Here is a 19,954-nt window from a genome sequence, read left to right as displayed (position 1 = left end):
ATGACCCTCGCAAAACGTATCATTCCTTGCCTCGACGTGACCGCCGGTCGCGTGGTCAAGGGTGTCAATTTCGTCGAACTGCGCGATGCCGGCGATCCGGTAGAAATTGCGCGTCGCTACGACGAGCAGGGAGCCGACGAACTCACCTTCCTCGACATCACCGCTACCTCGGATGGCCGTGATCTGATCCTGCATATCATCGAAGCGGTGGCCTCTCAGGTATTCATCCCGCTGACCGTCGGTGGCGGCGTTCGCACGGTAGAGGATGTGCGGCGCCTGCTCAACGCTGGTGCCGACAAGATCAGCATCAACAGTGCCGCAGTGGCCAACCCGCAAATCGTGCAGGACGCCTCGCACAAGTACGGCTCGCAATGCATCGTGGTCGCGATCGACGCCAAGAAGTCCGGCGACAACAAATGGGAAGTCTTCACCCATGGCGGACGCAAGCCGACCGGACTTGACGTGGTCGAATGGGCAAAGAAGATGGAAAGCCTTGGCGCCGGCGAGTTGCTGTTGACCAGCATGGATCGCGACGGCACCAAGAGCGGCTTTGATCTCGCGCTGACGCGTGCCGTTTCCGATGCTGTGTCGGTTCCGGTCATTGCTTCCGGTGGTGTCGGTGGACTGCAGGATCTGGCCGACGGAATCAAGCTCGGACGCGCCGATGCCGTGCTGGCAGCGAGCATTTTCCATTATGGAGAGCATACGGTGCAGGAAGCCAAGCGCTTCATGGCCGAACAGGGTATCCCGATGAGGCTTGCATGAGCGCCAACGCCAAATGGTTGAACAAGGTGAAATGGGACGAGCACGGCCTCGTTCCCGTCATCGCGCAGGAAGTCGGGTCCAACGAAGTGTTGATGTTTGCATGGATGAATCGCGAAGCACTTCAGAAGACGGTTGAACTGGGCGAGGCAGTGTACTGGAGCCGGTCGCGCAAGAAGCTGTGGCACAAGGGCGAGGAATCGGGCCATATCCAGAAAGTGCACGAAATCCGCCTCGACTGTGACGAGGACGTGGTGCTTTTGAAAGTGGAACAGACCGGTGGCATCGCATGCCATACCGGAAGGCATTCCTGCTTTTTCCAGAAATTCGATGGCGGCGCGGGTGGTGAGTGGCAAGCAACCGAGCCCGTATTGAAGGACCCGGAAAGCATTTACAAGTAGCATCTTTGCAATGCCGAAAAGTGGATTCGTCCCCCATCGTCGGTATGGAATTCGAAAGGCGAAGCGGACAGGAGCCGCCCAACATAATGACTGATACCTTGAAACGCCTGGCTGCCGTCATCGAGTCGCGCAAGCCAGCCAATGGCGGAAATCCTGACACGTCCTACGTCGCACGCTTGTTTTCCAAAGGGGACGACGCCATCTTGAAGAAAATCGGCGAAGAAGCGACGGAAACTGTCATGGCAGCCAAGGATGTGCGCGCCGGCGGCGACAAGGCAAAAGTGTTATATGAATGCGCCGACCTCTGGTTTCATTCGATGATCATGCTCGCGCAATTCAATTTGACGCCACAGGATGTGCTGGATGAGCTTGCCCGTCGTGAAGGCATTTCAGGCATTGACGAAAAGGCAAGCCGCAAATAGGCGCGAAACCAGAAAGAAACGGGCGGAACCAGCATTTCTTTTGAGAATCAAAGATACGGATCATTCATGACTGACTGCATTTTCTGTAAAATCGCGGCGAAACAGATTCCGTCGAGAACTATTTTCGAGGACGATGATCTCATCGCGTTTCACGACATCAATCCTGCTGCGCCGGTACACTTTTTAATCGTACCAAAACAGCATGTTGCCACGCTAGCGGATTGCGACGAAAGCCATGCCGGCTTGCTGAGCAAGATGATGCTTTTGGCGCCTCAGCTTGCAAAGGAGCAGGGCTGTGGCTACGTCGCGGGGGAAAAGGATGGCGGCAGCGGCGGGTTCAAGTTGCTGTTCAATACCGGACCGGATGGCGGTCAAGAGGTGTACCATCTGCATTTGCATGTGATTGGCGGACCCCGGCCATGGCGCGGTCAACGCTAATCTGAATTGTTTTACAGGGCGGTTACGCCTGCTTAGGAGAAAGTAATGGGTTCATTTAGCATTTGGCACTGGCTGATTGTGCTGATTGTCGTCATGCTGATTTTCGGCACCAAAAAGCTCGGCAATATCGGTTCAGACCTCGGCAAAGCCGTCAAGGGCTTCAAAGATGGCATCAAAGGCGAGGAAGAGAAATCCTCTGCTTCTGTCGAGAAGGCGACGATCGACGTCGAGGCAAAAGAGAAAAAGAGCTGATCGACATATCCTTGGGGAGTGCCCATAGCGCGTCGCTGCGCAAGATGGTCTTTTCCCTTGCAAATTTCCCATAATGATAGATCTCGGATTGTCCAAACTCGCGTTGATCGGCGTCGTTGCGCTGGTCGTCGTCGGCCCCGAAAGGTTGCCGAAGGTGGCGCGCATGGCCGGCACTTTGTTCGGCCGCGCCCAACGCTATATCAACGAGGTCAAATCGGAAGTCAGCCGCGAGATCGAGCTGGAAGAACTGCGCAAGGTGCACAAGGACATGCAGGAAGCCGCCAGCAATGTCGAACAGAGCATTGCGAAGAACATCTCGGAAATCGAAACCGAGGTGCATACGGCCTTGTCCAATCCCTTGCTCGATACCCCGCCGACTGCTGATCAAATGACATTGAAGGCGAAGGACTTCCGCAAGAAGAAGCTCTCTCGCACCTCGGCCATTCCTGCCTGGTACAAAAAGCAAAGCGGCCGGAAAACCCATGTGATTTCCGGTGCTGCGCGAGTTGCCAAGTACCGTCCTGCCAGCGCAGCTCGCAAATCACCCGTTTCCTTTCACTAAATGATCGACGAACAAGACTCAACGGCTGCAGGTGATACCTTCATCTCGCATCTGGTGGAATTGCGCAATCGCGTGATGAAAGCCTCGGCGGCGATCATTGTGGTCTTCTTGGGCCTGATGCCATGGGCCGGGAAGATCTACGACTTCCTCGCGCTGCCGATGATGTCGGCCCTGCCGGTCGGCAGCAAGATGATCGCAACCGGGGTGATCACGCCATTCCTGATCCCCGTCAAGGTCACCCTGCTGGTGGCATTCGTGATTGCACTGCCCGTGGTGTTATATCAGGCATGGGCTTTCATCGCCCCGGGGCTTTATGCGCATGAAAAGAAACTGGTCGCGCCCTTGGTCGTGTCGTCCTCGCTTTTGTTTGTGGCCGGCGTCGCGTTCTGCTATTTCTTCGTGTTCGGTGTAATTTTCAAATTCATCAACGAATTCGCGCCCAAGTCGATCACGGTTGCACCGGATATCGAAAGTTATTTCGGTTTCGTGATGACCTTGTTCATTGCCTTTGGCGTTACATTCGAAGTCCCGATCGTGGTGATTGTTCTTGTTCGCATGGGACTGATCACCGTGGAAAAACTCAAGCAGATCCGGCCGTATGTGATCGTCGCCGCGTTTGTGATCGCAGCAGTGATTACACCGCCGGATATCATGAGCCAGTTATTGCTGGCAGTGCCACTGTGTCTTCTGTTCGAAGTTGGTTTGATCGTCGCCCCGATGTTTGCAAAGGCGACCGAAGCACCGGAAGAGACGGAAGAAGAGACTGCCTGACGCGTCACGTTGCCTGGCGCAGCCAGGTGATGAGCGGATAGGCGTCTTTGAACCCGCTGACCAATTCCTTTTCGATATCGGTCGGAACCTTCTTCTTCAAGCTCGTCTCGTTCCAGACGATGAAGCTCTTCAGCTTGATGTATTCGATGTGTGGCGCATCGATGTCGAAACCTTTCGGTGGACGCTTCAACTTGCCCTCGTCCTGCAAGTCGCCGAAGCGTTCTTTCAACTTCCTGTTCTTGAGCACCTTGCCGAATCCGGTGGCATCCGCGATCACATGCTCGCGAATCGTCTTCAGCCGATCCGGCGGCGGCATGTATTCGCCGCCTGCAATCAGCAAGACACCGTTTGCATCGATATGGAAATAGTAGGCTGGCCCGCCGCCCTGGCTCGGCTTTTTCAGTCCGCTGGCTGTGATCGCCGCTGAAAACGTGGTCTTGTACGGACTCTTGTCGCGGGAAAAGCGCATGTCGCGATTGATGCGGAACAGCGCCTTTCTCGGATTGCAGTGGGCGACTTCCGGGTCGAATTTGCTTATATCGGCGATCAGCTTCGTCACCAGTTCTAGGAACTCCAGTCGCAGGATATCGTAGCGAGGCTTGTTCATCACAAACCACGCGCGGTTATTGTTTTCCGATAGTTCTGCCAGAAACTGGATCAGGTCGCGAATATGCATGGCCGGCCTCGTCCTTCCAGTCGCCTTATTCTTGCTCTTCGCGCCGCGGCTTTGGCCGCGTGCCGACAATCACGTCGATTGTCGATTCCTGGCTCTTTCGCAGTACCGTCATCTTTGCCCTGTGGCCTGGTGTCAGTTGTGCGATCAGATTCAGCATGTCGGTCGTATCGGTGACTGGCTTGCCTTCCACCTCCATCAGAATATCGCCCGGCTTGATTCCTGCCTTGTCGGCCGGGCCTCCCTTCAATACGCCTGCAATGATGGCGCCGGATTTTTTACTGAGGCCGAAGCTTTCCGCCAATTCCGGTGTGATGTCTTGCGGCTCGACGCCGATCCAACCGCGGACCACCTGACCTGTGTTGATGATCGATTCCATCACGGTCTTGATCGTCGTCACCGGAATTGCAAATCCAATACCGAGCGATCCACCGCTGCGCGAATAGATTGCGGTGTTGATGCCAAGCAGATTACCGTTGACGTCGATAAGCGCACCGCCGGAATTGCCTGGATTGATCGCCGCATCTGTCTGAATGAAGTTTTCAAAGGTGTTGATGCCGAGATGATTGCGGCCCAATGCCGAGATGATCCCCATGGTGACCGTCTGGCCGACGCCAAACGGATTGCCGATAGCAAGCACGACGTCGCCAACCTTGGCCTGATCAGCATGCCCCAGCACAATTGCAGGCAGGTTCTGCAAATTGATTTTCACGACCGCCAGATCGGTCTCGGGATCGGCGCCCACTACCTTGGCGACCGCTTTGCGGCCATCGGCCAGCGCAACTTCAATCTCATCGGCGGTTTCGATCACGTGGTTATTGGTCAATACATAACCTTGCGGACTGACGACCACGCCGGAGCCGAGGCTGAATTGCCTGTCTTCCTGTTGATCACCAAAGAAACGCCGAAACAGCGGGTCGTCCATGAACGGCGTCTTCGGTTCGCGTGCGCCTTTGGTGGTAAAAATATTCACCACCGCGGGCATGGCGCGCTTTGCCGCATCGCGATAGGAGCCTTGTGCCGGCGTTGCATTCGCAGGTGCTTCTATCATCGGCACCGACGATGACGTCGAATGAGCAGCCCCGGCGCGGCCTGTCAGGCTGCCGGCCCATTCCGGCCTCAAGCTCGCTACAATGAACCAAATCGCCAAACCAACGGTTACGGTTTGCGCAAACAACAGCCAGAGACGTCGCATAAAAGGGTAAAAATGAACCAAGTATCAATAAATAGGGACAGCTTTGCAAAATATCTAGACCAAGCCCTTGATATTACTCGTTTTCGCGACTATTGCCCAAACGGACTGCAAGTCGAAGGCCGCCCGCAAATAAAAAAAGTGGTCACCGGAGTGACCGCAAGTTTAGCCCTGATTGAGGCTGCGGTGGCGGCGGATGCGGATGCGATCCTGGTGCATCACGGCTATTTCTGGCGTGGTGAGGATCCGCGGATTATCGGACCGAAACAGAAGCGCTTGCGCTTGCTGCTGACCCACGACATTAATCTGTTTGCCTATCACTTGCCGCTTGATATGCATCCGGAACTTGGCAATAACGCGCAGTTGGGCCAGCAACTGGGCTTGATTGCGGATGGTCGGTTTGGGGAAAACGATCTTGGCTGGCTCGGCACGCCAACTGATTCCCAAGTCAAGACGATAGGTGACCTGGCGCGCATGATTGAAGCGAGCCTGGGCAGAGCGCCGCTGGTGATTGGAAATCCGGAGCAAACGCTGGGGCGAATCGCATGGTGCACCGGCGCGGCACACAACTTGTTGAACGATGCCATTGTCGCCGGCGCGACGGCATATCTGAGTGGTGAAATTTCCGAACCGACGGTGCATCTCGCAAGGGAGAGTGGCGTCGCCTACCTTGCCTGCGGCCACCATGCGACCGAGCGATATGGGGTGCAGGCGCTTGGAGCGCACCTCGCCGAAAAATTCGGCATCGAGCATCGTTTCATCGACATCCTTAATCCGGTCTGATCAAGGAATCCATATGGCCCGCATTGAAAGTTAATTAAATCCTTATATGCGGTATCATTGCCGCAGGTGAGGAATATATATGTTGGAACAAATATCGCGTGACGCGGTCGGCGTTTTGGTCGTCGAGGACGATGCCGTAACGCGAAAGACATTGTGCCTGGCCATTGAATCGGCCCCCGAGTTGAAATTGCTGACTGCCTTCGATAGCGTCAAGCCCGCGCTCGCATGGCTCGAAACAACGCAGCCCGACGTACTGCTGACTGATCTCGGCCTGCCGGACGGTTCAGGCATTGAAATTATTCATGCATGCACACACCGTTATCCGCAGACCGACATCATGGTCGTGACCATGTCGAGCGACGAGGCGAATGTGCTGGCATGCATCGAAGCCGGAGCATCCGGCTATGTACTGAAGGATGCCGGCAAAATGGATATTGCGCGTGCTGTCCTTGATTTGCGCAATGGCGGCGCGCCGATGAGTCCGACAATTGCTCGCATGGTACTGGCCAAGGTCCGCGACGGTAAAAAAACCCAGGCAGCGACCTTTCCGACGACGGGCGACACAACCAGCCTGACCAAGCGGGAAGCGGCGATTCTCGATTTGATCGCCCAGGGCGATAGTTATGGCGAGGTTGCCAAGTTGCTATCGGTGTCGGTCGGCACGGTGCAAACCCACATCAAGAATATTTATGGAAAACTGGCGGTGCATTCGCGCGGTGAGGCTGTATTCGAAGCGCATCGACGTGGCTTGCTGAAGCTCGGCCACTCGCGCTCGGATTAGATCGAGATAGGCAGCAAGACTGCCTGCGTTCGCCCAACGTGCGTTTCTCTAGCCATTTTCTGCCAATTCCCCGCTCAGGCACCTAACCCGCAGCCCCTTTTGTGAATTGGGGCACGGACCTGCTCCGGTCGAGCCCCTTCAGGCGCATCGAAAAAGTTCCCGGAAATAGTGTACTCAGGAAGCTATTTGCTTTAATTCGCATCCGTGCTCGGTTATAATCTAAGGTTGCTAGAAGTTTCGCGCAGATTTCGTTTTTTCACTGATTGGGGTTGGTATGAGTAACGAAAAGCAGGTCGATTCCGGTCGACGCGGCTTGCTCGTCGCTACGTGTGCGGCGGGTGGTGTGGCCGGATTGGCTACGGCAGGGGCCTTTGTGTCCACCTTCCAGCCGTCCGAGCGAGCAAAAGCCGCAGGCGCTCCGGTGGAGGTTGATATTGCGGGCTTGGCCCCGGGGGAAATGAAGACCGTTGAGTGGCGCGGCAAACCCGTCTGGATTCTGAAGCGCTCGCCGGAAATGGTCGAGTCACTGAAGAGGACCGACGCACAGGTTGCCGATCCCAAATCGGAACGCAATCCGGCAGACCTTACGCCGGAATACGCACGAAACGAATATCGCTCCCGCAAGCCGGAAATTCTGGTTGCAGTCGGTATTTGTTCCCATCTCGGCTGCTCCCCGAGCAGCAAGCTGCAGCCGGGCGCACAGCCTTCGCTGCCGGAAGACTGGCAGGGCGGCTTCCTGTGCCCATGCCATGGTTCCACCTTTGACCTGGCAGGTCGCGTGTTCAAGAACAAGCCGGCTCCTGATAACTTGCAAGTGCCGCCGCATATGTATCTGAGCGACACAAGGCTGATTATCGGCAAAGACGAGAAAGGCGAAGCATAATCATGGCATTCCAAGAGAAAAAACTCCCCGCCAATGCGCCGTTCTCCGCCAAGGCGCTGAACTGGGTTGACGCCCGCTTCCCGCTGACTTCCACCTGGAAGGCGCATCTCTCCGAGTATTACGCACCGAAGAACTTCAACTTCTGGTACGCATTCGGTTCACTCGCATTGCTGGTACTGGTGATCCAGATCGTCACCGGCATCTTCCTCGTAATGCACTACAAGCCCGATGCAAACCTCGCGTTCAATTCGGTCGAGTACATCATGCGCGATGTGCCCTGGGGCTGGTTAATCCGCTACATGCATTCCACCGGTGCTTCGGCGTTCTTCATCGTCGTTTACCTGCACATGCTTCGCGGACTGCTGTACGGCTCCTACCGCAAGCCGCGTGAGCTGGTATGGCTGTTCGGTGTCGCCATCTTCCTGGCGCTCATGGCCGAGGCCTTCTTCGGCTACCTGCTTCCCTGGGGGCAGATGTCCTACTGGGGCGCGCAGGTGATCGTGAATCTGTTCGGTGCGATTCCGTTCATCGGTCCGGATCTGTCGCTGTGGATTCGCGGTGACTATGTTGTGTCTGACGCAACCCTGAACCGCTTCTTCTCATTCCACGTGATTGCAATTCCGCTGGTTCTGCTAGGCCTGGTTGTCGCGCATATCATTGCGCTGCACGAAGTGGGCTCCAACAACCCGGACGGCATCGAGATCAAGGAAAAGACAGACGCCAACGGCGTGCCGCTCGATGGCATCCCGTTCCATCCGTACTATTCCGTGCACGACGTGTACGTGGTTGCGATATTCCTGATCGTTTTCACCGCGATTATCTTCTTCGCGCCGGAAATGGGCGGTTACTTCCTCGAGTACAACAACTTCATCCCGGCTGACCCGCTGAAGACTCCACCGCATATTGCACCGGTCTGGTACTTCACGCCGTTCTACTCGATCTTGCGTGCAACGACCTCGCAGTTCATGTACGCGCTGGAAGTCGGCCTTGTGGCATACATTGCACTCGTCCTCACCAAGTCGAAGCTGAGCGGCTCGATCAAGACCGGATTCATTGTCGTCGGTGCAGCTGCATTGGTTGGCATGTTCATCTTCGACGCCAAGTTCTGGGGCGTGGTGCTGATGGGTGTATCCGTGATGATCCTGGGCGGCTTGCCTTGGCTCGATCACTCGCCGGTCAAATCGATCCGTTACCGTCCGAGCTGGCATCGTTATGTTTATGTCGTGTTTGGCATCGCATTCGTGATTCTCGGTTACCTGGGCGTCATGCCGCCTACCGAGGCCCGTACTCTTGTAGCGCAGATTTGCACGTTCATTTACCTCGGCTTCTTCATGTTGATGCCATGGTGGAGTTCGATGGGGCAATTCAAGCCCGTACCGGAGCGTGTTACCTATAAGCCGCACTAAGCCGCAAAGGGATAGAAGAATCATGAAATTGCTGAAAAAACTGATTGCGGTCCTTGCAATGGTTCCGGCAGTCGTGCTCGCGAGCGAGACTGTCGCCCTTGACCAGGCACCGAGCCGTACGAAGGACCTGGCTGCCTTGCAAAACGGCGCCAAGCTCTTCGTCAATTACTGCTTGAACTGCCACGCGGCGTCCGCGATGCGTTACAACCGTTTGCGGGACATCGGCCTGACGGAAGAACAGATCAAGAACAACCTGCTTTTCGCGTCGGACAAAGTGGGCGATCTGATGAAAGTGTCGATGCAGCCTGGCGACGCGAAGGCGTGGTTCGGTGCGGTTCCTCCGGACCTGTCCGTGATTGCCCGCGCCAAGGCATCCGAAGCTGGATCAGGTGCTGATTACCTGTACACATACCTGCGCACCTTCTACAAGGACGACACACGTCCGACCGGCTGGAACAATCTGGTGTTCCCGAGCGTCGGCATGCCGCATGTCCTTTGGGAGTTGCAAGGGGTGCGTAGTGCCAAATTCGTCGAAGAGAAGGATCCGCATGATCCCGGCAAGATGGTGCACAAGTTTGTCGGTTTCGAGCAGGTAAAGCCGGGCAAGCTGTCGCCGCTGGAATACGACAACGCAACCGCCGACCTGGTCGCTTACCTCGAATGGATGGCCGAGCCCGCACAAAACACACGCAAACGCCTTGGCGTTGTGGTGTTGCTGTTCCTCGGCGTATTCCTGGTGCTGTCCTGGCGTCTGAACGCGTCCTACTGGAAAGACATCAAGTAAATTTTTGCCCGCCATCCGGAAGGACGGCGGGCGTTTGATTTAGGGTGAGCCGTATGACGTCTCACCCTTTTGTTTCTAAGGAACTACAACATGATGGTTCTCTATTCGGGCACTACCTGCCCATTTTCGCAGCGTTGCCGTCTTGTCCTGTTTGAGAAGGGCATGGACTTCGAAATTCGCGATGTTGACCTGTTCAACAAGCCGGAAGATATCTCCGTAATGAATCCTTACGGCCAGGTACCGATCCTTGTTGAACGTGATTTGATTCTTTACGAGTCCAACATTATCAACGAGTACATCGACGAGCGTTTTCCGCATCCGCAACTGATGCCGGCCGACCCGCTGATGCGCGCGCGCGCTCGCCTGATGTTGTTCAACTTCGAGAAAGAGTTGTTCGTGCATGTCCATACCCTTGAAAACGATAAGTCGAAGGGCTCGGAGAAAGTGCACGAAAAGGCAAGAGCCGAGATCCGCGATCGCCTGACGACGCTTGCGCCGCTGTTTATGAAAAACAAGTACATGCTTGGCGACGAGTTTTCCATGCTGGATGTCGCGATCGCGCCGTTGCTCTGGCGTCTGGATCACTATGGCATCGAACTATCCAAGACCGCGGCACCTCTGATGAAATATGCCGAGCGCATTTTCTCGCGCCCGGCATACATCGAAGCGCTGACGCCGTCCGAGAAGGTTATGCGCCGCTAAGCTTGTTGTTTGCGCGAGCATGCATTCGCGATTCCTGAAGGAATGCATGCTCCGTAACGAAGGCGATTTAGCCAGGAAACCATGCCTGAAATTTCTACCAAGCCCTATTTGCTGCGCGCTATTTACGAATGGTGCACCGACAACGGCTACACACCGTATCTTGCTGCTGCAGTCGATGCCCATACGCGTGTGCCGCGCGAATTCGTCAAGAACGGCGAGATCGTGCTCAATATCAGCTTCACTGCAACCAGCGGCCTGAAGATGGATAATGACCTGATCCAGTTTCATGCGCGCTTTGGTGGGGTGTCGCGCGAGATTTCGATTCCGGTGGAAAATGTGGTCGCGATTTATGCTCGTGAGAATGGTCAAGGCATGGCATTTGAAGTGTCGGCGTCATCGGCCGATGATGAGCAAGTAACCGACGAGGCCAAGACGCCGTCGTTGTCCGCTGTGCCACAGACTCAAAGTGAGCCGAACGACGCGCCTTCGACGAGCGAGCCGGATGACAACAATGACCCTCCAAAAAAAGGCGGGCGCCCCACACTAACTCGGATCAAATAAAGTACAATACGGGACTTTCAAGTTTCGCCGGCTTAGCTCATCTGGTAGAGCAGTTGATTTGTAATCATCAGGTGGCGGGTTCGAGTCCTGCAGCCGGCACCAAGCAAAAGCCCACGATCAGTGTTGATCGTGGGCTTTTTTGTTTTCAGCGTGAAATGGCATCACTGAGCGCTTCGTTGCGAAATTCACCATTTCAGGATGTGTTGCGCGCAAACGGACTACCGAGACCGTCCAGTTATAGTCAATGCGCTTGCCTGAGGCCGTTCCAGCGCGGCGCGAGAGAGTGCGCAATCGAGAATAAGTCCAATACACGACCCACCGTATGGTCCACCATTTCAGCGATTGTCTGTGGACGGTGATAAAAACCGGGCAGCGGAGGAAAAACGATGCCGCCCATTTCCGTGACAGCCGTCATGTTGCGCAGATGCGCAAGATTGAATGGCGTTTCACGCACCATCAAGACCAGGCGTCGGCGTTCTTTCAACACGACGTCTGCAGCACGGGTAATCAAATTATCGGAAAGTCCGTGCGCCACCGACGCAAGCGTCTTCATCGAGCATGGAGCGATAATCATGCCTTCCGACTGAAATGAGCCGCTGGCAATCGATGCGCCGATATCGCGAACATTGTGGACCACATTGGCGAGCGACTCCACCTCCTTGCGACTCACTTCGAGTTCCTGATGCAAGTTCAGAACGCCCGCATCGGAAATCAGCAAATGCGTCTCGATGTCAGGTGTGTCGCGCAACACCTGAAGCAGCCGCACCCCGTACACCGCGCCAGTCGCGCCGGTGATTGCAATAATCAGTCGCTTGGTCGGCATCGAATGACGAAAGAGCATCCTGGCGGATGTTCCCGCATCAGGACTTCAGCAGGGTCTGCAACTCGCCCGATTCGAACATCTCGCTCATGATGTCCGAGCCGCCGATGAATTCGCCTTTAACGAACAACTGAGGAATGGTCGGCCAGTTGGAGTATTCCTTGATGCCTTGGCGAACTTCTGCATCTTCCAGCACGTTGACGGTAACAATGTTCTCGATACCGCAGGACTGCAGGATCTGGATGGCGCGGCCGGAAAAACCGCATTGCGGAAATTGCGCGGTGCCTTTCATGAACAGCACGACCGGGTGCTGGGTGACGGTGTCTTTGATCCAGGCTTGAATGTCGCTCATGGCATTACCTCTAAAAGATTCGGAATAGCGTTCATTATATGAAAAAGGCGGAATGCACGCCGGTAAGCCCTTCAAATTCGAAGGGAAATCCTTATCGTCGCACTCATATCAGGTCGAACTGGCCTGAAAGTTGCCAAAAAACTAAAAAAGGGAATCCACAGTTTCCGCGGATTCCCCAATTCTTCCACCCTAGGCTTTGCTCAGGCTTTCAATTTGGCAAAGGCGGCGGCCATCGCGCTATTAACGGCTGGCTGGCGCGACTGCTGATGCTGCGCCAGTTTTTTCGCGTCATTGCGATCGCCGCGCTGCTCCGGGCGAGATCCCGCTGGTTGCGGCGTGTCGGACAGACGCATTGTCAGCGCAATGCGCTTGCGCTTTTCATCCACCTCAAGCACTTTTACCTTGACCACTTGACCGGCTTTCACGACAGTGTGCGGATCGCGGACGAAGGTGTTCGAGAGTGCGGAAATGTGGACCAGGCCATCCTGATGCACACCGATATCGACAAAGGCGCCGAATGCTGCAACGTTAGTGACCACGCCTTCCAGAATCATGTCGGGGCGCAGATCCTTGATGTCCTCCACGCCTTCCTTGAACGTTGCCGTCGTGAACTCGGGGCGCGGGTCGCGACCTGGCTTTTCCAGTTCCTTCAGAATGTCGGTAATGGTCGGAACGCCGAACTTCTCGTCCGCGTATTTCGCAGGGCTGATCGTCTTCAACAATTTGCTGTCGCCGATGACGCCTTTCACATCCTTTTTGATGTCGGCCAGGATCTTTTCGACGACCGGGTACGATTCCGGATGGACGGCGGACGCATCGAGCGGGTTTTCGCCATTCATGATGCGCAGGAAGCCGGCCGCCTGCTCAAAGGTTTTTTCGCCGAGGCGCGGCACTTCCCGCAACGCGGCGCGCGAGCCAAACATGCCTTTCATGTCCCGATAGCTGACGATGCTTTGCGCAACGCTGGCGTTCAGGCCGGACACGCGCGCCAGCAGCGGGGCAGATGCCGTGTTGACATCCACGCCAACGGCGTTTACGCAATCCTCGACGACCGCATCCAGCGAGCGGGCGAGCTGCGTCTGGCTCACATCGTGCTGGTACTGGCCGACACCGATCGATTTGGGGTCAATCTTCACCAGTTCGGCGAGCGGGTCCTGCAGGCGGCGTGCAATCGATACCGCACCGCGCAGCGACACATCCAGTTCGGGTAACTCGCGCGATGCAAACTCCGAGGCCGAGTACACCGATGCACCAGCTTCCGATACGACGATCTTGGTGAGTCTCAGCTCCGGGTGTTGCTTGATCAGGTCCTGTGCCAGCTTGTCAGTCTCGCGCGATGCGGTGCCGTTGCCGATCGAGATCAGCGCGACATTGTGCTTGCGTGCGAGCAGTGCCAGCGTATGGAGCGATCCCTCCCAGTCGTTGCGCGGTTGGTGCGGATAGATGGTGGACGTATCGACCACCTTGCCGGTGGCATCGACGACCGCCACTTTCACACCGGTGCGCAGTCCGGGATCGAGTCCCATGGTTGCGCGCGGGCCGGCCGGGGCGGCCAGCAGCAGGTCTTTCAGATTGCGGGCGAATACGTTGATCGCTTCGATTTCGGCGCGTTCACGCAGACTGGTCATCAGCTCCGTTTCGAGGTGCATGAACACCTTCACGCGCCAGGTCCAGCGGACCGTGTCGGACAACCATTTGTCCGCGGGACGACCCTGGTTGCTGATGCCGAAACGTGCAGCGATCCGGCCTTCGCATGGGTTGTGCGGTGCGTCCCATTTCGGCTTTTCCTCTTCGGTGTCGAGGCGCAGCGATACGTTGAGGACTTCCTCGCGGCGGCCGCGGAACAGCGCCAGCGCACGATGCGAGGGAATTGTGCCGATCGTCTCGGAATAATCGAAGTAGTCGGCAAACTTCGTGCCTGCGTCTTCCTTGCCTTCCACGACCTTCGATTCAACCACGCCGTGCTCGGTGATATATTCGCGTAGCGTCTGCAGCAGCGTGGCGTCTTCGGCAAAACGTTCCATCAGGATCTGGCGCGCACCGTCCAGGGCAGCCTTGGTGTCGGCAACGCCGGGGTTGTCGCCGTTCTCCGTGCTGAATGCGGGTTTCAGATATTTGGCCGCTTCCTCTTCCGGATTCAAGGAGGGATTGGCAAGCAATGCATCGGCAAGTTCGGTCAGGCCTGCCTCGGCCGCGATCTGTGCCTTGGTGCGACGTTTCGGCTTGTAGGGCAGATACAAGTCTTCCAGCCGGGTCTTGTCTTCCGCATGAACGATGGCGTCGAGCAGTTCCGGCGTCATCTTGCCTTGCTCTTCAATCGACGCGATGATCGCCGCACGGCGATCTTCCAGTTCGCGCAGGTAGCGCAGCCGTTCCTCCAGCAGACGCAATTGCGTGTCGTCCAGTCCGCCGGTCGCTTCCTTGCGGTAGCGTGCGATGAAGGGGACGGTCGCGCCTTCGTCCAGCAGGGCGATGGCGGCGGCGACTTGCACCGGTTTGGCGGCGAGTTCTACGGCGAGGCGTTGTTCGATCGATGGCAGCATGTGAAATCAGAATGATGAAAACCAGCGGCAGATGATACGCAAATTATGCGGAATCGTCAGTCTTGACACGGATAAAAACATCGGCGCGACTGCGGTTAGCGGCAGCCGCCGCTGGCGCGTTCAATGCCGGCCAGGTCTTTCCAGCTTTGCACGTTGAGAAACCCATGCTTGACGAGCAATTCCCTGACGGCTGGCGCCTGATCATAGCCGTGCTCCATCAGCAGCCAGCCACCGGAATTCAGGTGCTCCGGTGCGCCGCTGACAATGGTGCGAAGCGCCGAAAGGCCATCGGCATGGTCGGTCAGCGCGTCGATCGGTTCGAAGCGGAGATCGCCCTGCGTCAGATGGGGATCGTTCTTCACGATGTACGGCGGATTGGATACGATGAGGTCGAACTGCGCGGCGTTGATCGCGTCGAACCAGTTACTGCGCAGGAACGACACGTGAGCGCCATGGCGGGCGGCATTGCGACGGGCAAGGTCCAATGCGGCCTCGCTGACATCCAGTGCCGTCACCGACACATCCGGCCGGGAGTGGGCAATGGCAACGGCAATCGCACCGGAGCCCGTGCCCATGTCGAGGACGTGCCCGCCGTGCGGAAGACGGTCGAGTGCCAATTCGACCAGCAACTCTGTCTCCGGACGAGGGATCAGTACGGCAGGCGTGGTATGGAAAGACAATCCGAAGAATTCGCGTTCGCCCAGAATATACGCGATCGGCTCGCCGTCAAGGCGACGCTGGAACAGCGCGGACACGGCATTCGCCTCGTCGGCGGTCAGGCATCGCTCGGACTGCGTGATGAGCTGCACGCGCGACAACTGCAGGGCATGGGACAGAAGAATGCGTGCTTCGAATGCGTCAATCGGAGGATTGTTCAGCACAGCAGCAAGTGTGGCGCCGCTAGCAATCGAATACTGTTGCATAGGCTTTCCGAGGCGCGTTCGCGACTCTGTTAGCGGCTTTGGCGCAGCGCGGCCCAGATCAGCAGAATCGCAAAGATCGAGAACCAGATGAGCGACCACTGCGGCGTGGACAGCCCGAGAATGGGCTCATATTCAGTCGAGCACAGGCCGTCGGCCTTGAACACGTAGGGCATCAATTCGGCGGTGACGATTTTGTTGAGCGAGGTCTCCAGGGGATCGATGCCGCAGGAAATCGCCGGATGCGCTTTCACCCACAGGTGCCAGCTCGCGATACCCGCGCCAGTCAGGGCAGCCAACGCTCCCAGGCTCGCGCCAATCTTCGTCACGCTGCGGGGCAAGGCTGCAAATATCAGGCAGATTAGACCTACCGTGGCAAACGCATAGCGCTGCATTACACACAGGGGGCAGGGCAGTTCGAACTTGACATGTTGCAGGTAGAGTGCGAACCCGATCAGCGAGAAGGCAAGGACGCCGACAGCCACCAGCACAGGTTTGGAGGTTTTCATCAGTAGGTCTTGTCAGTGGGTAATGTCATAAGAGTAATACTGCGCGAAATGGTTCCCTGAGCGCAACCATTCCGGATCAAGCTTTGCGCAGAAGATTATGCTTCCTCGCTCAAGGCCGCAAGCTGTTCCGCCTGATGCTCCGCCATGAGCGCATTGGTCAGCTCCGTCAGATCGCCATCCATGATGAAATCGATTTTGTACAGTGTCAGGTTGATGCGGTGATCGGTGACCCGGCCCTGGGGGAAGTTATAAGTGCGGATACGTTCGCTGCGGTCGCCGGAGCCGACCAGCGACTTGCGCGTCGCAGCTTCCTTGGCTTGCTGCTCGCGCAGTTGCATGTCCTTGATGCGCGCGGCGAGCACCTTCAGCGCGGACGCCTTGTTCTTGTGCTGGCTGCGGTCGTCCTGGCATTCAACCACGAGGCCGGTCGGCATATGGGTGATGCGCACTGCCGAATCGGTCTTGTTGATGTGCTGCCCACCCGCGCCGGACGCGCGGAAGGTATCGATGCGAATATCGGCCGGATTGATGTCGACGTCGCTCACTTCATCGGCTTCCGGCATGACCGCAACCGTGCAGGCGGAAGTATGAATGCGGCCCTGCGTTTCTGTTGCCGGAACGCGCTGGACGCGATGTCCGCCGGATTCGAACTTCAGCTTGGAATAGGCTCCATGGCCGATGACGCGCACGATGACTTCCTTGTAACCGCCGATCTCCGAAGGCGACTCCGACACCATCTCGACCTGCCAGCGATTGCGCTCCGCAAAGCGGGTGTACATGCGAAGCAGGTCGCCGGCGAACAGCGCGGCCTCGTCGCCACCGGTGCCGGCGCGGATTTCAAGATAGATATTGCGCTCGTCGTTCGGGTCTTTCGGCAGGAGCATTTTCTGGAGTTCGATTTCCAGCTGTTCGATGCGCTCCTTGGCGGCCGCGATTTCATCCTGCGCGAGTTCCTTCATGTCGGGATCCGACAGCATCTCCTGTGCCGCCTGGATATCGTCGCCGGCTCGCCGGTAATCCTTGTACAGCGCGACCAATGGTCCGAGCTCCGCATGTTCGCGCGTCAGCTTGCGATACTGGTCCATGTCGGAAGTGACGCCTTCCTGCATCAGCAAGTTGTTCAACTCTTCCAGGCGTTCGCTGAGCTGGTCGAGTTTGGCAAGCATGGATGGTTTCATTGGGTATCGTCACTTTCGAATGGTGGGGCGCGAAGAGATGCCGTGGAACGGCGAATGCGGAGCCCTGCCGTGTGTGACCGACAAGGTCGCAGGAGGAGCAGCTAGCGCTTGGTGCGGAACAATTGTGGCAGCAACGCTGCGAGGCGCGCGCGTTCGTCGCCTTGTGCATTGTGCAAAGCCTGTTGTGGGCCGTGCAGGAATTTCGCGGTCAGTCCTTTGGACAGCGCTTCGAGAACCGCATCGATGTCTTCGCCTTTGGCGAGCAGCTTCTTCGCGCGATCCAGTTCGGCCAGGCGCATGGTTTCGCTGGTCTCGTGCAAGTCGCGGATCAGCGGCACGACGGCGCGGGTATCGACCCAGTGCATGAAGGATTGCACACGGTTCTCGATGATTGCCTCTGCCTGCGCGACGGCGGCCTGGCGATTTTCAATGCCGGCTTGGACTGCGCTGCCAAGGTCGTCGACCGTGTAAAGAAATACGTCGTCGAGACGTCCCACTTCCGTTTCAATATCGCGCGGTACCGCCAGGTCGACCATGAACATCGGCTTGTGACGACGTGCCTTGATCGCACGCTCGACCATACCCAGTCCGATGATTGGCAGCGAGGATCCGGTGCTGGAAACGACGATGTCAAATTGCCCCAGTTGCTGCGGCAGATCGGCCAGGCGAATCGCATGTCCGTTGAAGCGGTGGGCCAGCGATTCGCCGCGTTCCAGTGTGCGGTTGGCGATGGTCAGGGTTTTCGGATTCTGCGCGGCGAAGTGCGTCACGCACAGCTCGATCATTTCGCCGGCGCCAATGAACAGTACGTTCTGTTCGGAGATTTTGTCGAAAATGCGCTGCGACAATCGCACGGCTGCCGCGGCCATCGACACGCTGTGCGCGCCGATTTCGGTGGTGGTACGCACTTCTTTCGCGACCGCAAAAGTGCGCTGGAACATCTGGTGCAGGTAGGTGCCGAGTCCGCCGGCAGCTTCCGCGCGGCGGACCGCGTCTTTCATCTGGCCGAGGATCTGTGCCTCGCCGAGAACCATTGAGTCAAGTCCGGAAGCGACGCGGAATGCATGGCGCACCGCATTATCCTGCGGCAGCGTATAGAGGTACGGGCGCAGCTCGGAGTAAGGCAGCTTGTGATACTCGGCGAGGAAATGCGCGGTGGTGTCGATCGCTGCCTCGACGCCGCCTGGAACATGGCTGGCGGCGTACAGTTCGGTGCGATTGCAGGTGGAGAGGATTGCTGCTTCATCGGCCGATCCCGCAGTTGCGCTGCGGGCAAACCAGGTACGTGCCGCCGCGACTGCTTGACCGATCTGGTCAGCAGGGAAGGCCACTTTTTCGCGCAACGCAACCGGCGCGGTGGTGTGGTTGAGGCCGACGGTTAGGAGCTGCATTCCGATGACGTTAGTACGGGTATTCTCGACGCTCTATTATAGCGCGTTGCTTTGGCGCACGAGGCGAAGGTTTCGTTGTCAAAAAGACAGTATCGTCGATGATCTGTGATTACGACAGTAAAAGGTTGAGTATGTTCATTGCGCGGGGGCCAATTGTTCGAGCTGGTAACCGTAGCTGTAGACGGGGAGCAGGCGAAATCCGTTCTCGGGTCTCAGCCCGAGTTTGGTTCGCACGCGCGAGACGTGCGTATCAATAGTGCGCGACGGGATGTCTGCGTCGCGTGACCAAATCTTCTCGAGGATGTAAGCGCGCGACAGCGGGCGGCCAAGATTGCGGAAGAAGAGCAGCGCCAGTTCAAACTCCTTCTGGGTTACCTCCAGCGTTATGCCGGAACGGGTAATCCGAGATCTGCCCGGCTCGAACGCGAAGGGGCCGAAGTGAAGCTGCTCGCTCTCTTGTGTTTCCGGATAGGCGCGCTTGAGCAAGACTTGCATGCGCACCAGGAGTTCGCCGCGACGAATCGGCTTGATGAGATAGTCGTACGCGCCGCAACCTAATGCTTCGACAAGCTGGTCCTCGCTGGAGCGTGGCGCCAGCAGCAGAACGGGCCGGCCGGCTTGAGAGTCATTCGCGATCGACTGCAGAATTCGCAGTCCTGCTGGTCCGCCTTCATGCCAATCCAGTACGATCGCATCGAAATGCGCTTGATCGAGTTCGGCGGGCAGGCCTGGCGAATATCTGAATGCCTCGCAGACATGGCCGACGCGCGTCAACTCCTGACGAATCAGTTCGACCTGTTCTCGGTCGGAATCCAGTATGGCTATTCGCATTGGCGCTTGTTGCACTCGTTGGCGTCCGCGAGCGCCG

Annotated in this window: 24 protein-coding genes and 1 tRNA gene; 15 read left to right on the top strand and 10 right to left on the bottom strand. The window is 57.1% G+C overall.

Annotated features, from left to right (window positions below; all coding sequences use genetic code 11):
- From hisF to tatC, 7 genes are all read left to right on the top strand, one after another.
- Complete coding sequence (gene hisF / locus E6W33_RS13250) at window positions 1-765, top strand: imidazole glycerol phosphate synthase subunit HisF (protein WP_136417797.1); 765 nt, start codon at window positions 1-3, stop codon at window positions 763-765.
- Complete coding sequence (gene hisI, locus E6W33_RS13245) at window positions 762-1,163, top strand: phosphoribosyl-AMP cyclohydrolase (protein ID WP_136417796.1); 402 nt, start codon at window positions 762-764, stop codon at window positions 1,161-1,163. Before hisF ends, hisI begins: the two co-directional genes overlap by 4 nt.
- Before the next feature lie 86 nt (window positions 1,164-1,249).
- The gene (locus E6W33_RS13240) at window positions 1,250-1,585 is read left to right on the top strand and encodes a phosphoribosyl-ATP diphosphatase (protein WP_136417795.1); all 336 of its coding nucleotides are present in this window, start codon (window positions 1,250-1,252) and stop codon (window positions 1,583-1,585) included.
- A 66-nt stretch (window positions 1,586-1,651) separates the two neighbouring features.
- Complete coding sequence (locus E6W33_RS13235) at window positions 1,652-2,023, top strand: histidine triad nucleotide-binding protein (RefSeq protein ID WP_136417794.1); 372 nt, start codon at window positions 1,652-1,654, stop codon at window positions 2,021-2,023.
- A gap of 45 nt (window positions 2,024-2,068) precedes the next feature.
- Window positions 2,069-2,275, top strand: coding sequence for a Sec-independent protein translocase subunit TatA (gene tatA, locus E6W33_RS13230; RefSeq protein WP_136417793.1), 207 nt, complete (start codon window positions 2,069-2,071; stop codon window positions 2,273-2,275).
- 73 nt (window positions 2,276-2,348) lie between these two features.
- On the top strand, window positions 2,349-2,837 hold the full coding sequence (gene tatB, locus E6W33_RS13225) for a Sec-independent protein translocase protein TatB (protein ID WP_136417792.1): 489 nt from the start codon (window positions 2,349-2,351) through the stop codon (window positions 2,835-2,837).
- The gene (gene tatC / locus E6W33_RS13220; RefSeq protein WP_136417791.1) at window positions 2,838-3,608 is read left to right on the top strand and encodes a twin-arginine translocase subunit TatC; all 771 of its coding nucleotides are present in this window, start codon (window positions 2,838-2,840) and stop codon (window positions 3,606-3,608) included.
- Window positions 3,609-3,612: 4 nt separating this feature from the next.
- On the opposite strand, the gene E6W33_RS13215 is transcribed toward tatC, so the two are convergent.
- A complete protein-coding gene (locus E6W33_RS13215) occupies window positions 3,613-4,284 on the bottom strand; it encodes a DUF2461 domain-containing protein (RefSeq protein WP_136417790.1) in 672 nt (223 codons plus the stop codon).
- 25 nt (window positions 4,285-4,309) lie between these two features.
- Window positions 4,310-5,476 (bottom strand): Do family serine endopeptidase, encoded by a 1,167-nt coding sequence (locus E6W33_RS13210; protein ID WP_136417789.1) that lies wholly within the window; start codon window positions 5,474-5,476, stop codon window positions 4,310-4,312.
- A gap of 12 nt (window positions 5,477-5,488) precedes the next feature.
- Between E6W33_RS13210 and E6W33_RS13205 the strand changes: the two genes are divergently transcribed.
- From E6W33_RS13205 to E6W33_RS13170, 8 genes are all read left to right on the top strand, one after another.
- Complete coding sequence (locus E6W33_RS13205; RefSeq protein WP_136417788.1) at window positions 5,489-6,256, top strand: Nif3-like dinuclear metal center hexameric protein; 768 nt, start codon at window positions 5,489-5,491, stop codon at window positions 6,254-6,256.
- Window positions 6,257-6,335: 79 nt separating this feature from the next.
- Complete coding sequence (locus E6W33_RS13200; RefSeq protein ID WP_136417787.1) at window positions 6,336-7,037, top strand: response regulator transcription factor; 702 nt, start codon at window positions 6,336-6,338, stop codon at window positions 7,035-7,037.
- A 274-nt stretch (window positions 7,038-7,311) separates the two neighbouring features.
- Window positions 7,312-7,920: a ubiquinol-cytochrome c reductase iron-sulfur subunit gene (petA, locus tag E6W33_RS13195; RefSeq protein WP_136417786.1), complete on the top strand. Its 609-nt coding sequence runs from the start codon at window positions 7,312-7,314 to the stop codon at window positions 7,918-7,920.
- Complete coding sequence (locus tag E6W33_RS13190) at window positions 7,920-9,326, top strand: cytochrome bc complex cytochrome b subunit (protein ID WP_168798650.1); 1,407 nt, start codon at window positions 7,920-7,922, stop codon at window positions 9,324-9,326. The genes petA and E6W33_RS13190 overlap by 1 nt, the downstream gene beginning before the upstream one ends.
- Before the next feature lie 22 nt (window positions 9,327-9,348).
- Window positions 9,349-10,110: a cytochrome c1 gene (locus E6W33_RS13185; protein ID WP_136417784.1), complete on the top strand. Its 762-nt coding sequence runs from the start codon at window positions 9,349-9,351 to the stop codon at window positions 10,108-10,110.
- Window positions 10,111-10,200: 90 nt separating this feature from the next.
- Window positions 10,201-10,812: a glutathione S-transferase N-terminal domain-containing protein gene (locus E6W33_RS13180; protein ID WP_136417783.1), complete on the top strand. Its 612-nt coding sequence runs from the start codon at window positions 10,201-10,203 to the stop codon at window positions 10,810-10,812.
- An 81-nt stretch (window positions 10,813-10,893) separates the two neighbouring features.
- A complete protein-coding gene (locus tag E6W33_RS13175) occupies window positions 10,894-11,373 on the top strand; it encodes a ClpXP protease specificity-enhancing factor (RefSeq protein WP_136417782.1) in 480 nt (159 codons plus the stop codon).
- 26 nt (window positions 11,374-11,399) lie between these two features.
- Window positions 11,400-11,475: transfer RNA gene (locus tag E6W33_RS13170), tRNA-Thr, on the top strand.
- 139 nt (window positions 11,476-11,614) lie between these two features.
- Here the strand turns inward: E6W33_RS13170 and E6W33_RS13165 are convergent.
- From E6W33_RS13165 to E6W33_RS13130, 8 genes are all read right to left on the bottom strand, one after another.
- On the bottom strand, window positions 11,615-12,196 hold the full coding sequence (locus tag E6W33_RS13165) for a UbiX family flavin prenyltransferase (protein ID WP_136418050.1): 582 nt from the start codon (window positions 12,194-12,196) through the stop codon (window positions 11,615-11,617).
- Window positions 12,197-12,233: 37 nt separating this feature from the next.
- Window positions 12,234-12,545 carry a Grx4 family monothiol glutaredoxin gene (gene grxD / locus E6W33_RS13160; RefSeq protein WP_136417781.1) on the bottom strand — a complete coding sequence of 104 codons (312 nt, stop codon included), beginning with the start codon at window positions 12,543-12,545 and terminating at the stop codon, window positions 12,234-12,236.
- Window positions 12,546-12,745: 200 nt separating this feature from the next.
- A complete protein-coding gene (locus tag E6W33_RS13155; protein ID WP_136417780.1) occupies window positions 12,746-15,088 on the bottom strand; it encodes a Tex family protein in 2,343 nt (780 codons plus the stop codon).
- Between the two features lie 95 nt (window positions 15,089-15,183).
- The gene (gene prmC / locus E6W33_RS13150) at window positions 15,184-16,011 is read right to left on the bottom strand and encodes a peptide chain release factor N(5)-glutamine methyltransferase (protein WP_136417779.1); all 828 of its coding nucleotides are present in this window, start codon (window positions 16,009-16,011) and stop codon (window positions 15,184-15,186) included.
- Window positions 16,012-16,040: 29 nt separating this feature from the next.
- Window positions 16,041-16,517, bottom strand: a complete 477-nt coding sequence (locus tag E6W33_RS13145) for a disulfide bond formation protein B (RefSeq protein ID WP_136417778.1) — start codon at window positions 16,515-16,517, stop codon at window positions 16,041-16,043.
- A 95-nt stretch (window positions 16,518-16,612) separates the two neighbouring features.
- On the bottom strand, window positions 16,613-17,695 hold the full coding sequence (gene prfA / locus E6W33_RS13140; RefSeq protein ID WP_136417777.1) for a peptide chain release factor 1: 1,083 nt from the start codon (window positions 17,693-17,695) through the stop codon (window positions 16,613-16,615).
- Window positions 17,696-17,796: 101 nt separating this feature from the next.
- A complete protein-coding gene (gene hemA / locus E6W33_RS13135) occupies window positions 17,797-19,086 on the bottom strand; it encodes a glutamyl-tRNA reductase (protein WP_136417776.1) in 1,290 nt (429 codons plus the stop codon).
- Window positions 19,087-19,221: 135 nt separating this feature from the next.
- Window positions 19,222-19,917, bottom strand: coding sequence for a response regulator transcription factor (locus tag E6W33_RS13130; protein ID WP_136417775.1), 696 nt, complete (start codon window positions 19,915-19,917; stop codon window positions 19,222-19,224).
- Window positions 19,918-19,954: the final 37 nt, after the last annotated feature.

Origin of the sequence: Herbaspirillum sp. ST 5-3 (assembly GCF_004804275.1) — a bacterium.
Lineage (GTDB): Bacteria > Pseudomonadota > Gammaproteobacteria > Burkholderiales > Burkholderiaceae_D > Noviherbaspirillum.
Note: the sequence above shows the minus strand (reverse complement) of the source record. Positions and strands in the feature narration are given on the sequence as shown.

Bases quoted from the DNA above. Each gene is read 5' to 3' on its own strand.
- hisF (WP_136417797.1), top strand. From the start codon at position 1: ATGACCCTCGCAAAACGTATCATTCCTTGCCTCGACGTGACCGCCGGT.
- hisI (WP_136417796.1), top strand. From the start codon at position 762: ATGAGCGCCAACGCCAAATGGTTGAACAAGGTGAAATGGGACGAGCAC.
- E6W33_RS13240 (WP_136417795.1), top strand. From the start codon at position 1,250: ATGACTGATACCTTGAAACGCCTGGCTGCCGTCATCGAGTCGCGCAAG.
- E6W33_RS13235 (WP_136417794.1), top strand. From the start codon at position 1,652: ATGACTGACTGCATTTTCTGTAAAATCGCGGCGAAACAGATTCCGTCG.
- tatA (WP_136417793.1), top strand. From the start codon at position 2,069: ATGGGTTCATTTAGCATTTGGCACTGGCTGATTGTGCTGATTGTCGTC.
- tatB (WP_136417792.1), top strand. From the start codon at position 2,349: ATGATAGATCTCGGATTGTCCAAACTCGCGTTGATCGGCGTCGTTGCG.
- tatC (WP_136417791.1), top strand. From the start codon at position 2,838: ATGATCGACGAACAAGACTCAACGGCTGCAGGTGATACCTTCATCTCG.
- E6W33_RS13215 (WP_136417790.1), bottom strand. From the start codon at position 4,284: ATGCATATTCGCGACCTGATCCAGTTTCTGGCAGAACTATCGGAAAAC.
- E6W33_RS13210 (WP_136417789.1), bottom strand. From the start codon at position 5,476: ATGCGACGTCTCTGGCTGTTGTTTGCGCAAACCGTAACCGTTGGTTTG.
- E6W33_RS13205 (WP_136417788.1), top strand. From the start codon at position 5,489: ATGAACCAAGTATCAATAAATAGGGACAGCTTTGCAAAATATCTAGAC.
- E6W33_RS13200 (WP_136417787.1), top strand. From the start codon at position 6,336: ATGTTGGAACAAATATCGCGTGACGCGGTCGGCGTTTTGGTCGTCGAG.
- petA (WP_136417786.1), top strand. From the start codon at position 7,312: ATGAGTAACGAAAAGCAGGTCGATTCCGGTCGACGCGGCTTGCTCGTC.
- E6W33_RS13185 (WP_136417784.1), top strand. From the start codon at position 9,349: ATGAAATTGCTGAAAAAACTGATTGCGGTCCTTGCAATGGTTCCGGCA.
- E6W33_RS13180 (WP_136417783.1), top strand. From the start codon at position 10,201: ATGATGGTTCTCTATTCGGGCACTACCTGCCCATTTTCGCAGCGTTGC.
- E6W33_RS13175 (WP_136417782.1), top strand. From the start codon at position 10,894: ATGCCTGAAATTTCTACCAAGCCCTATTTGCTGCGCGCTATTTACGAA.
- E6W33_RS13165 (WP_136418050.1), bottom strand. From the start codon at position 12,196: ATGCCGACCAAGCGACTGATTATTGCAATCACCGGCGCGACTGGCGCG.
- grxD (WP_136417781.1), bottom strand. From the start codon at position 12,545: ATGAGCGACATTCAAGCCTGGATCAAAGACACCGTCACCCAGCACCCG.
- E6W33_RS13155 (WP_136417780.1), bottom strand. From the start codon at position 15,088: ATGCTGCCATCGATCGAACAACGCCTCGCCGTAGAACTCGCCGCCAAA.
- prmC (WP_136417779.1), bottom strand. From the start codon at position 16,011: ATGCAACAGTATTCGATTGCTAGCGGCGCCACACTTGCTGCTGTGCTG.
- E6W33_RS13145 (WP_136417778.1), bottom strand. From the start codon at position 16,517: ATGAAAACCTCCAAACCTGTGCTGGTGGCTGTCGGCGTCCTTGCCTTC.
- prfA (WP_136417777.1), bottom strand. From the start codon at position 17,695: ATGAAACCATCCATGCTTGCCAAACTCGACCAGCTCAGCGAACGCCTG.
- hemA (WP_136417776.1), bottom strand. From the start codon at position 19,086: ATGCAGCTCCTAACCGTCGGCCTCAACCACACCACCGCGCCGGTTGCG.
- E6W33_RS13130 (WP_136417775.1), bottom strand. From the start codon at position 19,917: ATGCGAATAGCCATACTGGATTCCGACCGAGAACAGGTCGAACTGATT.